This is a genomic window from Hydrogenophaga intermedia (genome assembly GCF_023715105.1).
In the GTDB taxonomy this organism is placed as follows: Bacteria; Pseudomonadota; Gammaproteobacteria; order Burkholderiales; family Burkholderiaceae_C; genus Hydrogenophaga; species Hydrogenophaga intermedia_A.
Map to the genome: position 1 here is coordinate 132,788 of NZ_JAMBNO010000002.1, position 13,406 is coordinate 146,193.

The 13,406-nt window shown below is 69.7% G+C and carries 9 protein-coding genes; 2 read left to right on the plus strand and 7 right to left on the minus strand.

What is annotated here, in order from left to right; all coding sequences use genetic code 11:
* The first annotated feature begins 54 nt into the window (after positions 1 to 54).
* Positions 55 to 1,290, plus strand: a complete 1,236-nt coding sequence (locus tag M3149_RS02365; RefSeq protein ID WP_251707730.1) for a helix-turn-helix domain-containing protein — start codon at positions 55 to 57, stop codon at positions 1,288 to 1,290.
* On the opposite strand, the gene M3149_RS02370 is transcribed toward M3149_RS02365, so the two are convergent.
* The 6 genes from M3149_RS02370 to M3149_RS02395 are packed head-to-tail and all read right to left on the minus strand — an operon-like array spanning position 1,245 to position 5,770.
* Positions 1,245 to 2,006, minus strand: a complete 762-nt coding sequence (locus M3149_RS02370) for a lysophospholipid acyltransferase family protein (protein WP_251707731.1) — start codon at positions 2,004 to 2,006, stop codon at positions 1,245 to 1,247. The two genes, M3149_RS02365 and M3149_RS02370, sit on opposite strands and share 46 nt — an antisense overlap.
* Positions 2,003 to 3,304, minus strand: coding sequence for a dihydroorotase (locus M3149_RS02375; RefSeq protein WP_251707732.1), 1,302 nt, complete (start codon positions 3,302 to 3,304; stop codon positions 2,003 to 2,005). The genes M3149_RS02370 and M3149_RS02375 overlap by 4 nt, the downstream gene beginning before the upstream one ends.
* 4 nt (positions 3,305 to 3,308) lie before the next feature.
* The gene (locus M3149_RS02380; protein WP_251707733.1) at positions 3,309 to 4,271 is read right to left on the minus strand and encodes an aspartate carbamoyltransferase catalytic subunit; all 963 of its coding nucleotides are present in this window, start codon (positions 4,269 to 4,271) and stop codon (positions 3,309 to 3,311) included.
* Positions 4,268 to 4,783 (minus strand): bifunctional pyr operon transcriptional regulator/uracil phosphoribosyltransferase PyrR, encoded by a 516-nt coding sequence (pyrR, locus tag M3149_RS02385; RefSeq protein ID WP_251707734.1) that lies wholly within the window; start codon positions 4,781 to 4,783, stop codon positions 4,268 to 4,270. Before pyrR ends, M3149_RS02380 begins: the two co-directional genes overlap by 4 nt.
* A complete protein-coding gene (gene ruvX, locus M3149_RS02390) occupies positions 4,780 to 5,193 on the minus strand; it encodes a Holliday junction resolvase RuvX (protein WP_251707735.1) in 414 nt (137 codons plus the stop codon). The genes pyrR and ruvX overlap by 4 nt, the downstream gene beginning before the upstream one ends.
* Positions 5,177 to 5,770: a YqgE/AlgH family protein gene (locus tag M3149_RS02395; protein WP_251707736.1), complete on the minus strand. Its 594-nt coding sequence runs from the start codon at positions 5,768 to 5,770 to the stop codon at positions 5,177 to 5,179. The genes ruvX and M3149_RS02395 overlap by 17 nt, the downstream gene beginning before the upstream one ends.
* Positions 5,771 to 5,837: 67 nt before the next feature.
* On the opposite strand from M3149_RS02395, the gene M3149_RS02400 reads away from it, so the two are divergent.
* Entirely contained in the window at positions 5,838 to 7,319 is a 1,482-nt protein-coding gene (locus M3149_RS02400; RefSeq protein WP_251707737.1) for a cryptochrome/photolyase family protein, read from the plus strand.
* A 43-nt stretch (positions 7,320 to 7,362) separates the two neighbouring features.
* On the opposite strand, the gene M3149_RS02405 is transcribed toward M3149_RS02400, so the two are convergent.
* A complete protein-coding gene (locus M3149_RS02405; RefSeq protein WP_251707738.1) occupies positions 7,363 to 13,389 on the minus strand; it encodes an Hpt domain-containing protein in 6,027 nt (2,008 codons plus the stop codon).
* Positions 13,390 to 13,406: the final 17 nt, after the last annotated feature.

Below are 13,406 nucleotides of genomic sequence, written 5' to 3' on the forward strand. Positions count from 1 at the left end.
GCAGGGATTTCCCGAAACCCGCAGCGACGTGCCGCCCCCATACTGGACAGCACGATGGCGCTCTCCACGCAACCCCTGTTCTTCCAGACCACCGAGCAGCGCACGGCGCTCGCACGACAGCGGTTCTTCGAGGAAGGCGAGCGCCCCAGCGGCCTCGTGAACGAGGCCGTGATCCAGTCGTGGATGCGCTGCACCGCAGCAAGGCGCGATGCGCAGCGGCCCGTGAGCTTCGACCCGGTGACGCGCAGCCGCATGCACGCCTGCCTCACGCGCAACCGCCAGCTGCTGCAGGCCGGCAACGAAGAACTCGAACAGCTTGCCACCGCCCTCAGCGGCACGAACTGCCGCGTGCTGCTCACCGACGCCCAGGGGGTGGTGATCCACGCCAGCGCGCCACTTGGTTCGGCGGCCCAACCCCTGTTGCAGGTCGCCAGCCGCGTGGGCGTGAACCTGGCCGAGAGCGAAATCGGCACCACCGCGCCGGGCGTGGTGGCGCGGGTGGCGCAGGCCTGCACCGTGCACGGCGGTGAGCACTTCCACGCCATGCTGCAGCGCCTTCACTGCGCGGCGGCACCGATTCGCGATGTACACGGGCGCCTGGCCGGCGTGCTCGATCTGTCGATCGAGGGCTCGCCCTTCGGCTTCGATGCCGCGGCGCTCGTGGGCCTGTACGCCAGCACGATCGAGAACCGGCTGCTGCGCCTGCAGTCGCCCGCGCACCTGGTGCTGCAGTTCCAGGCCACGCCCAAGGTGCTGGACACCCCGCTGGAGGCCCTGGCCGGCGTGGACACGGCCGGGCGCCTGGCGTGGCTCAACCCCGTCGCACAACGCCTCACCGGCGCCGACGCCGCGCTGCAGCCACCCGCGATCGATGTGTTCGGCCTGCCGCTGGACGCCCTGCTGTCGCTGCACCGCGAACAAACGCCGCGCGCGCTGCGCCTGCCCAACGGCCTGACGGTGTGGATGCGCGCCCACGTGGGAAGGGCCGATGGTGTGGACTTCAACCGTGCGGTGACGGCGGGCCGGCCCGCCAGCGATCCGGCGCCAGCGGTGACGGTCGCACCCGCCGCGCACACCGGGAATGCCGCTCAACGTGACAGTGCCGCCGATGGCGATGCCGCCACGCTGGACCACCACCGCGACCGCGTGATCAGCGACACCCTGGCCGCTTGCGGCGGCAACATCGCGCGCGCCGCGCGCCAACTCGGCGTCTCGCGCGGGCTGCTGTACCGCCGGCTGCGCGCTCAGCGCGGCGACGGGTTGTCGAACGGGGCGTCCAGCAAGGCCTGAACCTCGGTGCGCAGATCGTTGGCCCAGGCGCGGCGGTCGCGCGCACCGGCCCGCTGCGGGGCGCCGAAGCGCACCACCGCCTGCACCGTGTCCGAGCACAGCGTGCGCCAGACGGACGCCACCAGCGTGTCGTCACCGATGTAGACCGGGCCTGGATGCGGCTGGCCGCTCTCGCGGTCGAGGTAGCGCAGCGCCATTGGCAGCGCGGGTGCGCTGGCGGCAATGGCCGACTGCAGCAGGTTGGCGTGGAAGGGCAGCAGCGCGCGGCCGTCGGTGGTGGTGCCCTCGGGGAAGACGCTGACCACATCGCCCTCGCGCAGCCGCTCGGCCACGCGATGCACCACGCGCATGGCGTCGCGCCGGCTCTCGCGTTCGATGTAGAGGGTGCCCGCACCGGTGATGAGCGAGCCCAGCAGCGGCCAATGCTGCGCGTCGGCCTTGGAGACGAAGCGGCTCGGGTGCACCGCGTTCATCACCAGGATGTCGAGCCAGGAAAGGTGGTTGGCCACCTGCAGCAGCGGGCCGTGTGATGGCACCTCGCCATGCACCACGAGTTCGATGCCCATGATGGCCAGCATGTGCCGCGACCACTCGCGCACCAGCAACTGGCTCTGCGCGTGCGTGAGGCGGCCGAACTGTGTGCGGATCGTCCACAGCCCGTGCACCACGTGCGCCACCGCGCGCAGGAGGCGCCCGATCGCCCGCCAGCGCTTCATTCGACCAGGTGCGCGATCTGCCCCGCCACCAGCGTGGCGCGCACAGACACGGGCATCTCGTGGCCCTCGAAAGGCGTGTGCTTGCCCTGGCTGCGCAGTGCGGCGGGCTTCACCACCCACGGCGCATCGGGGTGGAACACGAGCACGTCGGCCGCACCGCCCACGGCCAACTGGCCCACGCTGGCCTGCAAGGTGCCCAGGCTGGCGCCCAGCACACGTTGCGGCCCCTGCGTGAGCGGCGCCAGCGCCTGCACCAGGCCCAGGCCTTCCTGCTGCGCCCAGCTGCAAGCCAGGCCCAGCAACAGCTCGACCGCGGTGGCGCCGGGTTCGGCCTCGGCAAAAGGCAGCGTCTTGGCGTCGCTGTCGACCGGGTTGTGGTCGGACACCAGCGCGTCGATGGTGCCGTCGGCCAGCGCGGCGCGCAGCGCATCGCGGTCGCGCTGCTGGCGCAGCGGTGGTTGCAGGCGGAAACGGCTGTCGTAGAAACCGATGTCGACGTCGGTGAGGTGCAGGTTGTGCACGCTCACGTCGCAGCTCACAGGCAGGCCCTCGGCCTTGGCCTCGCGCACCAGCGCCACGCCTGCCGCGCTGCTGAGCCGGCACAGGTGCACACGCACGCCGCCCTTGATGCCGCGCATGAGTTCAAACAGCGTGTGCAGCGCAATCGTCTCGGCCGCGGTGGGCACGCCCGAGAGGCCCAGGCGAGTGGCGAGCGGACCGCTGGCGGCCACACCCTTGCCGAGCCACAGATCCTGCGGGCGCAGCCACACGGTGTAGCCGAAGGTGGCCGCGTACTGCAGCGCGCGCAGCAGCACCTGGGTGTTCTGGATCGGCACCTCGGCCTGGCCGAAGCCCACGCAACCGGCCTCGGTGAGCTCGGCCATTTCGGTGAGCACCTCGCCCTGCAGGCCGCGCGTGAGCGCGCCCAGCGGAAACACGCGCGAGCGGTGCAGCTTCTCGGCGCGAAACTTGAGCATGTCCACCAGGCCCGGTTCGTCGAGCACGGGTTCGGTGTCGGGTGGGCACACCAGCGCGGTGACGCCGCCGGCCACCGCGGCCGCGGTCTCGCTCTCGAGCGTGCCGGCGTGCTCCTGGCCGGGCTCCTTCAGGCGCACGCCCAGGTCCACCAGACCGGGCGCGACGATGCAGCCGGTGGCGTCGATGGTGCGCGCGGGGTGGAAGTCGGCCGCCACCTTGCCGATGGCGATGATGCGGCCGGCGGCGATGGCCACGTCGGCCATCTCGTCACGGCCGCTGGCGGGGTCGATGACGCGGCCGTTCTTGATCAGGATCTTCATGGGTTCAGGCCTCGTTGCCAGCGACGATGCTCATCACGGCCATGCGCACCGCGATGCCGAAGGTGACCTGCGGCAGGATCACGCTCTGCGGGCCGTCGACCACGGCGGAGTCGATCTCCACGCCGCGATTGATCGGGCCCGGGTGCATCACGATGGCGTCGGGTTTGGCCCACTTCAGCCGCTCGGTCGTGAGGCCGAAGCTCTTGAAGTATTCCTGGCTCGACGGCAGCAGCGCGCCGCTCATGCGTTCGTTCTGCAGCCGCAGCGTGATCACCACGTCGCAGCCCTTGATGCCTTCTTCGAGCGTGTGGCACACGCGCACACCCATCTGGGAAAGATCGCCCGGCACCAGCGTGCGCGGGCCGACCACGCGCACGTCTGGGCAACCCAGCGTGGTGAGGGCGTGAATATCGGAGCGCGCCACGCGCGAGTGCAGCACGTCGCCCACGATGGCCACGGACAGCTGGGTGAAGTCCTTCTTGTAGTGGCGGATGGTGTACATGTCGAGCAGGCCCTGCGTGGGGTGCGCGTGGCGCCCGTCGCCGGCGTTGATCACGTGCACGTGCGGTGCCACGTGCTGCGCGATCAGGTAGGGCGCGCCCGACTCGCTGTGGCGCACGACGAAGATGTCGGCCGCCATGGCGCTGAGGTTGGCAATCGTGTCCAGCAGCGATTCGCCCTTGGCGGTGGAACTGCGCGCGATGTCGAGGTTGATGACGTCGGCGCTCAGTCGCGTGGCCGCGATCTCGAAGGTGGTGCGCGTGCGGGTGCTGTTCTCGAAGAACAGGTTGAACACACTCTTGCCCCGCAGCAGCGGCACCTTCTTCACCTCACGGTTGCTCACGCTGGTGAAGCCGGCCGCGGTGTCGAGGATGTGCGTGAGGATGTCGCGCGACAGGCCCTCGGTGGAGAGCAGGTGGATGAGCTCGCCGTTGCGGTTGAGCTGGGGGTTGCGGGAAGGGGTCATGGTTGGATGGCCTCCAGCACAAAGCGCAGTCGGCCCGCGTCGTCGCGCGCGAGTTCGAGCGATTGGCCCGCGGGCACGTCCACCCGCGCGGCGCACAGGTCGGCGCTCACCGGCAGCTCGCGTCCGCCGCGGTCGGCCAGCACGGCCAGGCCCACGCGCGCCGGGCGGCCGTGGTCAAACAGCTCGTTGATCACCGCGCGCACGGTGCGCCCGGTGTAGAGCACGTCATCCACCAGCAGCACGCTGGCGCCGTTGACGTCGAAGGGAATGTGGGTCTGCACGCTGCTGGCCAGGCCACGCTGGGCGAAATCGTCGCGGTGCATGGACGAGGACACCACAGCCACCGTGCCCGCACGGCCCAGGTCGGCGTGCAGGCGCTCGGCAATCCAGGCGCCGCCACTGGCGATGCCCACGAGCTGCAAGTCGGGCTCGGCGCTCACGCGCGCGCGCACCAGGCGCAGCAGCTCGGCGTAAAGGGCCTCGGCGTCGGGCGCGGCAGGCGGGTGGGTCAAGGCAGGCTCCTCAGGAACTGTTCCAGGATGATGCAGGCGGCCTCGGCGTCGGCGTCTTTCGCGCCGCGCGAGAGCGCTTCGGTGGTGCTGTAGCGCTCGTCCACCTCGAACACCGGCAGGGGGTGGCGCCCGCGCAGGCGGCGCGCGAACTTGCGCGCCATGGCGGTGTTGGCGTGTGCTGCGCCGTCGGGGTGGAAGGGCACGCCCACCACCAGCGCGTCGGGCTGCCACTCGCGGATGCGCGCGGCCGCGTGCTCCAGCCGCGCATCGCCTTCGGCCACGATGGTGGCCTGCGGCGTGGCGCTGCGCGTGAGCCGGTTTCCACTGGCCACACCGGTGCGCTTGAGCCCGACGTCGAAGGCGAGGAAGGTCTGCGCCAGGGTGGTCGCAATGTCAGGCGTGGCCGGCATCGGGCGAGAGCATCCACGGTTGTTGCAGGCCGAGCAGTGCCAGCGCGCGCGTGTAGCGATCGGCCACCGGCACATCGAAGATGAGGTCGACGTCGGCCGGCACCGTGAGCCAGCTGTTCTCGGCGATCTCCGACTCGAGCTGCCCCTGGCCCCAGGACGAATAGCCCAGCGAGACGAACACGCGGCGCGGGCCGGCGCCCGAGGCGAGCGCCTCCAGCACGTCCTTGGAGGTGGTCATCTCCAGCCCGCCGGGGATGGACAGCGTGGAGGCGTACACCGATTCATCAGCACCGCCGCCCACCGCCTCGTGCAGCACGAAACCGCGCTCGGTCTGCACCGGGCCGCCCTGGAACACCGGCTGCTCCATCAGGTCCTCGCGGTGCAGTTGCAGGTCGACCTTCTCGAACAGGCGCGGCAGCAGGATGTCGCTGGGCTTGTTGATCACCAGGCCGAGCGCGCCACGCTCGCTGTGCTCGCACATGAAGACCACGCTGCGGCCGAATAGCTCGTCGCTGAGCCCCGGCATCGCGATCAGGAAATGATGGGTCAGGTTGATCGGAGCAGAATCGGCGGCCATGGGCGGATTTTAGGCGCGCCCATGCACCCGCGGCCGGCCCCGGCCGCGCATTCCCCCTGACCTCACCATGAGCCATTTCGACAACGGGCTGATGTGGTTCCGCCGCGACCTGCGCGCCAGCGACAACGCGGCCCTTCACCACGCGCTGCGCAGCTGCCGCAAGGTCTGGTGCGTGTTCGTGTTCGACCGCGACATCCTCGATGCGCTGCCGCGTGCCGACCGGCGGGTGGAGTTCATCCGCGAATCGCTGGTGGAGCTGGACAGCGCGCTGCGCGAACTCGGCGCCCGCCACGGGCAAGTCGGCACCGGGCTGATCGTGCTGCACGACCACGCGCGCCACGCCATCCCCGCGCTGGCCGCACGCCTGGGCGTACAGGCCGTGTTCACCAACCACGACGACGAGCCCGATGCGCTGGCGCGCGACGCCCGCGTGTTCGGCGACCTGGCGCACCAGGGCGTGCTGATGCGCAGCTTCAAGGACCACGTGGTGTTCGAGCGGCGCGAGGTGCTCACCCAGGCGGGCCACGCCTTCGGTGTGTTCACGCCGTACAAGAACGCGTGGCTCAAGGCACTCACGCCTTACCACCTCAAGGCCTACCCGATCGAACACCACGCCGGTGCGCTGGCGCCTGTGCCGGCCGAACTCGACCGGCCCGTGTTGACGCTGGCCGACATCGGCTTCGTGCCCACCAACCTGGCCAGCCTGCCCGTGCCCACCGGTGCCAGCGGCGCGCACCGCCTGTTCGACGATTTCCTGCAGCGCATCGACCGCTACCAGGAGGCCCGGGACTTCCCCGCGGTGAAGGGGCCGAGCTACCTGAGTGTGCACCTGCGCTTCGGCACGGTGTCGATCCGTGCGCTGGCCAGCGCGGCGCATTCACTGCACCTGCAGGGCAACGCGGGCGCTTCGACCTGGCTGTCGGAGCTGATCTGGCGCGACTTCTACCACCAGATCCTGGCGAACTTTCCGCACGTGGCGCAGCGCAGCTTCAAGCCCGAGTACGACGCCATCCGCTTTGAACACGGCAAGCACGCGCAAACCCAGTTCCAGGCGTGGTGCGAGGGCCGCACCGGCTACCCGCTGGTGGATGCCGCGATGGCACAGATCAACCAGAGCGGCTACATGCACAACCGCCTGCGCATGGTGGTGGCGAGCTTCCTCGTGAAGGACCTCGGCATCCACTGGCAGTGGGGCGAGCGCTATTTCGCCGAGCACCTGATCGACTTCGATCTCGCGGCCAACAACGGCGGCTGGCAGTGGGCGAGTTCGAGCGGCTGCGACGCGCAGCCCTACTTCCGCATCTTCAACCCGGTGAGCCAGAGCCAGAAGTTCGACCCCCAGGGCCGCTTCATCCGCCGCTACCTGCCGCAACTGGCGGGCCTGCCCGATGCGGCCCTGCACGCACCCTGGCTGGCCCCGGCCGTGGAGCTTGCCGCCGCGGGCGTCGAACTGGATCGGGACTACGCGCGCCCGATCGTCGACCACGCGGTGGCGCGCGAGAAGACCCTGCAGCGCTACGCCGTCGTCAAAAAGCAAAGCCCGGCCTGAGCCGGGCTTGTGCGGTGTGGGCGCCGCGTTGGCGGCTGCCCGATCAGGCGTCGGCGGTCGTGCGGGCGTAGCGCGCCACCAGCGCCAGCAACTCGTCTTCCGAGTAAGGCTTGCCCAGGTAATGATCGACCCCGAGTTCGCGCGCGTGCTCCCGGTGCTTCTCGGCGATGCGCGAGGTGATCATGATCACCGGCAGGTCGGACATGCGCGCGTCGCCGCGGATGTTGCGCACGAGGTCGAAACCGTCCATGCGCGGCATCTCGATGTCGGACAGCACCACGGCAGGGCGCTCCGCTTGCAGCCTCTCCAGCGCCTGCAGACCGTCGGCCGCCAGCGAGACACGGTAGCCCTCGCGCTGCAGCAGGCGCTGCGTCACACGGCGCACCGTGATGGAATCGTCCACCACCAGCACCAGCGGCACGTGGGCCATGGGCACCTCGGGCACCGCATCGCCGCCCGCCGGCGTTGACGACGGCTGCGGCTGCTCCTGCTGTTGGCGCACCCAGTCGGCCACCTGCGCGCCGTACACCGTGGACAAGGCCACGGGGTTGTAAATCAGGGCCACAGCGCCGGACGCCAGCACCGACATGCCCGCCAGACCGGGCAGGCGCGACAGCTGCGAACCCAGGTTCTTGACCACGACTTCCTGGTTGCCCAGCACCTCATCGACGTGCATGGCCACACGGCGAGCCGCGCTTCGGAAGATCACCACCGGCAGCGTGCGGTGCGTTTCCTGCGACTGGGCCGACGACTGCAACAGCGCCCCGCCCCAGTAGAACGGCACGCCCTCGTCGCCGTGGCGCAGGTGGCCCGTCGCGTAAGCAGCCTGCAGTTCAGCCGACGAGAGGCGGCGAACGATCTCCACCACGTTGGAGGGGACACCAAAGGCCAGTTCGCCCACGCGCAGCATCACCACCTGGGTCACCGCCGTCGTCAGCGGCAGCACAAGCTTGAATTGCGTGCCCTGGCCGCGCTGTGTGGACGTTTCGATGCGGCCGCCCAGCGCCAGCACGTCATTGCGCACCACGTCCATGCCGATGCCGCGACCCGCCAGTTCGGAGACTTCCTTGGCGGTGGAGATCCCGGCCTCGAAGATGAGCTGGGCAGCTTGCGCATCGTCGATCGGAGCGTCAGGCGCCACCAGGCCCGCCTCACGCGCCTTCTCGCGCAAGCGGTCAAGGTCGATGCCGGCGCCGTCGTCGGCAAACACCAACGACACGTCGTTGAGTTCCTGGTGCAGCGTGATGTCGATGCGGCCCTCGGCCGGCTTGCCGTGCTGCTCGCGTTGCTCGGGGGCTTCGATACCGTGGGCCACGTGGTTGCGCAGCAGGTGCTCGAAGGCACCGGTCATGCGGTCGAGCACGCCCCGGTCCATCTCGATGTTGCCGCCCGTGATGTCCAGGCGAACCTGTTTGCCCGATTCCTTGGACGCCTGGCGCACCACGCGGTACAGGCGCTCGGAGATGCCCTCGAACTCCACCATGCGCGTGCGCAGCAGGTCGCGTTGCAGCTCACGGGTCTGGCGGCCCTGGGCCACCAGGTTGTCTTCGGTGGCTTCCACCGCGCGCTGCAGGTTGCGCTGCACGGTGGCCACGTCGTTGACCGACTCGGCCATCATGCGGGTGAGTTCCTGCACGCGTGTGAAGCGGTCGAACTCCAGCGGGTCAAAAGACTGTTCGTGATCCCGGGCCTGGGCCAGGCGGGACTGCATCTGGCTCTCGGCCTGCAGTTCGATGTCGCGCAGCTGATGGCGCAAGCGATCCAGGTTGCCGGTGAGTTCCTTGAGCGAGGTGCGCAGGGTGACGATCTCGGCTTCCATCCGCGCGCGAGAAATGATGACCTCACCCGTCTGGTTGACGAGACGATCCAGCAGCTCGGGACGCACGCGAACGGCGGCAGCGGCGCGCGCACCCAGCTGGGCGGGCGCGACCGGCGCGGTGAACTGGGCGCCCAGGGGCAATGCCGAGGGCACTGCCGACGGGGTCTCCGCAGCCTCGACCGGGGCAGTGGCCGGTGCCGCGTCGGCGGCCACAGACTCGGGCAGTGACTGCACCACGCTGCCGGTATCGGCGTCCGGGTGGCGCAGCTGCTCGAAGCGCGCAGCGATCGCGTCGAAGTCCTCCTGAAGCACCTGCACATCGCTGCTGCGCTGCACATCGGAACCCAGGCGCTCGGCCGCCGTCTCCATGCGGTGCGCCATTTCGCCCAACCGCAAGGCGCCAGCAAGGCGGGCGCTGCCCTTGAGGGTGTGCAGGTTTCGCAGCACCTCGGCACGCGCACTGGTGTTGTCGGGGCGCTGCACCCACTGGCGCAACGCAGCGCCAAGTTGCGGCAGCAGTTCCTGCGCCTCTTCCGCAAAGATCGGGAACAGATCGACATCGATGGTGTCGACCGCGTCGATGTCGTCGTCGATGTCCTGATGCAACTGCGGCTGGACCGGCAAGGGCGCCACGGGCTCCGGTGGCAGAACCCCCCAGCCCGTCTGCGCGGCCGTCGGTGCCTCGTCTGGCAGCTCCATCGGTACCTCGATCGACGCTTCGATCGGTGCTTCGATCGGTGCTTCGACCGGCTCTTCAAGCGGGGCCGCCGTCTCGATCACCTCGATGGCATCGGCCTGCGGCAGCACCTCCGGTTCATCGTCACCGGGCAGCAACTCGACCTCATCGGTCAACTGCAGGAACACGCCGTCGGCGCTGTTGGCCGCAGGTGCGTCAATGGCAGCGGGGACCGCCGGCTCGACAAAGGAGTCCGGATCGTGCAGCGCACGCACGAGATCGGCCAGCACGGTGGGGTTGGCCTCCTTCAGGAAGCCCGCCGCAAACTGGTGCAGCAGGCGGCGGATGTCCTCGGCCGCCGCCACGAACAGCGGGCCCAGCGCGGGCGCGGCCGATTGGCCTTCTGCCTGACGCGCCGCCACCGCTTCCAGCGCGTGCTCCAGCGCGCGTGCGATGTCGGACAGCGATTCGAAACCCACGGTGCCCGACGCGCCCGCCAGCGAATGGGCCAGGCCCTCGGCTTGTTCGGGCACCGGCGCGTGCGTTTCGAGCGCCCATTCGGACAGTGCCGTGCTCAGGCGACGGGACCACTCGTCGGCTTCGTTGAGGAAGACGTTGTAGAGCTTGTGGCCGATCCGCAGCGGGCCGATCTCACGAACCTGATCGTCTGGTGCCGGCGCTTCGGGCAGGGCATCCACGGGCGCCTCTGCCATCGGTGCTTCGACCGGCGCCGCGGTCGACAACTCGATCTCTTCGACATCGGCAAAACCGGACTCGACGGCCTCGCGCGGGAAATCCTCGATGGCGTCGAATTCAGGCATCACGCGCGAAGGCGGGCCCTCGCGCTCATCGGTGGCGGTTGCAGGCGCGTCGTCGGTCGGAGCACCCGCAGCGGTCGGGCCACTCGAGTCGACGGGTTCGGCCGGCGCGGCCACCGCGGCCAGCAGGTCGAGGTCGATGTCGGCCAGCAAGGGGGCGTGCTCGGCAGCGGGCGGCGGCTCGGGTGCGTCCTCGGCCGCCGGCACGCTCGCCGGCGCAACGGGCACGGCCTCGGGCGCATCGGCCACCAAGGGGGCGAAGGCGCTCGGCGTGGTGCGGATCGGCAGCCAGGTGCCTTGCTCTCGCAAGGCTTCCGCGCTGGCGCGAAACGGCTGCGAGCGCCAGGCATCGGCCTGTTGCGACTCGATCGCCTGCACCCACTGTTCGAAATGATCGAGCGCATCGCCCGAGAGCGACAGCAGGGCGTCGTTGGCGGGCCGCTGCTCGGCCAGCACCGCGTTGAGCACTTGCTCCATGGCCCAGCCGGCTTCGCCGAACTCGTTGAGGCCAACCATGCGGGAGCTGCCCTTGAGCGTGTGAAAGGCGCGGCGCAGGGTGGTGAGTTGTTCGAGGTCGGCCGGTTCGCTGCGCAGGCGCGCGATGGCCTCGCGGCCATTGCCCACCACCTCGCGGGCCTCTTCGAGAAAGATGTCGAGCAGTTCGTCCTCGCCACCACCGTCGTCAGCGGGCGCGGCGGGCGCGGGCTCGGCAACCGCTTCGGCTTGCGACGCGGTCGCGGCTTCGGTGAGGCCCACCAGAGCCTGGGCGGCCACCTGGGCGTCGTCGCGCACCACGGCCTCGGCGGCCTCGCGCGCAGCCTTGGCCATGGCCGGCTGCTCGGCCAGGGCCGCGCGGTCGGCCAGCGAGTCGAGTTGCTGGCTCAGGCCGCTGAGGTCATCGATACCGCCGAAGACGCTGTCCACCACCCCCCGCACGCCCTCCTGGAGCGCCTCGGCATCTGTCTTGGCTGGCAGGGAACGGTCCTTGCCGACGCTGGAGCGGCCCATGAGCGGCACCAGGCCGCCCTTGACGTCGTCGTACACGAACAGCTTCTTGGCCAGCCCAGGCTGGTAGCTGAGCATGTCCACCAGAAAGCTCAGGGCACTGAGGTTATCCCCCAGCTGCTGGAAGGTACCCGCCTCGCGGGCACGCGCCTCATCGATCTCGGTGTCGAGAATCTGCTCGACGCTCGTGCGCATGCGCGAGACCGCCTGCACCGCATGGTCCAGGCCGAGCACCGAGAACACACCGCGCATCTGCGCCAACTGCGACGCGGCCACGTGCAGACCCGCTTTTTCCTGCGGGCTGCGGAAGAATTGGTCGAGCGACTTCTCAACCTCGCCGAGCGAGACCTTCAACTCGCCAACCACGCTGCCCATGGTCTGGCGATCGCTCACCCGGCGGTAGAGCTGCTCCATCCAGTCGTCCAGCGGGCGCGGCGGCTGGCCATCGATGACGCCATTGAGGCGCGTGGCCAGATCCTGCGTTCGCACCGCCAGCTGCGGGTCGGCGGGATCGAAATCGTCGAAGGCCGCTTCAAGGTAGAGGGTGGTGGTGGCGACTTCCATCGCCAGCTCGGGGCGCACGCCACCGGCCTCGTTGACGGCACGGTCGGTGGCCTTGACCAGGGCCGCAGCGAGCGGTGCACTGGCGGGGTGCAGGCGCAGCAGCGACTCGCCGATGAGACCGAACTGGTCGGTGACCTGGCGCGCGCGCGACGAATCGCCGCCCGAGAACAGCGACCACGCCTCCTTGGCCGCGTTCATGCGCTTGCGCGCGGTGGCGAGCAAGGCGGGGTCGTAGCGGCCGAGCGTGGCCTGGTGGTAGTCGACCGGCTGGTAGCGATCGAAGCCATAGGCCTCGCGCACGACGCCCAGGTGCCCAGCGGGCTGGCCGGCTTTCGGCCGGGTCTGGGCGCAGAAGAACAACAAGTCATTCAGCAGCGTCTCGGACACCTGGGCGCTGCCCGATGCCAGCTGACCAAACTGCATGAGCAAACGCGACGTGGCGCGTTTGGCATAGACGTCGAAAGCCAGGCCATGCGTGGCCACGCCTTCGAAGAAGGCCGCCGCCACACGCCAGAAGGTGCGCTGACGCGGCTGCGTTGCACCGGCAGACAGGCCGGCGCACAGCTTGCCCAGTTGCTGGCTGGCTGCGGTGCTCTGGGTCTTGACGACCAGCAGGATCAGGCGATCGAAGAGGGAACGCACCGCGGGCGCTGCCTCCAGCGCCTTGACGCCATCGGGCGCGGCGAGGTCGACAGCCCGGTGATCGGTTTCCCACAGGTCGGCCGGGTGGATGCGCTCGGCGTTGGCGAGTTCAAGCACCTCGCGATACTGATGGAACAGGGCCACCGGTTGCACCGGCTTGTGGTTGAGCACCGCCTCGAGGTATTCGATCAGGGCAAAGCTGGCACGCTCGACACGACCGGCAGCGTCCTCGGTGCAGGTCTCGGGCTTTTGCACGAAGCGCTGCACCGCCGATTCCATGCCGCGCAGCACCTGCGCGGGCGCACCAAGGCCCACCACCTCGAGCGCACCAACGGCCTGGTGCAGTTGCTGGCGCGCGATGCGCAACGCGGCCGGGTCGACAGCCTCCAGATCGCTGTGGCGGGCCGCCTCGTTCTCGCGCACAAAGCGCCGGATCGCCTTGTTCGCGCCGTCCAGCGACTTGCGCAACTCTTCGAAGACCCAGGCCAGGGGACCGAGATCGGCAACGGGAAGGTCTTGAAGGGCGGATTCGGTCGCTTCGGCCATGGTGATCGCAGTGGGTC

What these genes read in the sequence shown, in the direction of transcription:
- M3149_RS02365 (WP_251707730.1), top strand. Translation starts at nt 55, where the DNA reads ATGGCGCTCTCCACGCAACCCCTGTTCTTCCAGACCACCGAGCAGCGC.
- M3149_RS02370 (WP_251707731.1), bottom strand. Translation starts at nt 2,006, where the DNA reads ATGAAGCGCTGGCGGGCGATCGGGCGCCTCCTGCGCGCGGTGGCGCAC.
- M3149_RS02375 (WP_251707732.1), bottom strand. Translation starts at nt 3,304, where the DNA reads ATGAAGATCCTGATCAAGAACGGCCGCGTCATCGACCCCGCCAGCGGC.
- M3149_RS02380 (WP_251707733.1), bottom strand. Translation starts at nt 4,271, where the DNA reads ATGACCCCTTCCCGCAACCCCCAGCTCAACCGCAACGGCGAGCTCATC.
- ruvX (WP_251707735.1), bottom strand. Translation starts at nt 5,193, where the DNA reads ATGCCGGCCACGCCTGACATTGCGACCACCCTGGCGCAGACCTTCCTC.
- M3149_RS02395 (WP_251707736.1), bottom strand. Translation starts at nt 5,770, where the DNA reads ATGGCCGCCGATTCTGCTCCGATCAACCTGACCCATCATTTCCTGATC.
- M3149_RS02400 (WP_251707737.1), top strand. Translation starts at nt 5,838, where the DNA reads ATGAGCCATTTCGACAACGGGCTGATGTGGTTCCGCCGCGACCTGCGC.
- M3149_RS02405 (WP_251707738.1), bottom strand. Translation starts at nt 13,389, where the DNA reads ATGGCCGAAGCGACCGAATCCGCCCTTCAAGACCTTCCCGTTGCCGAT.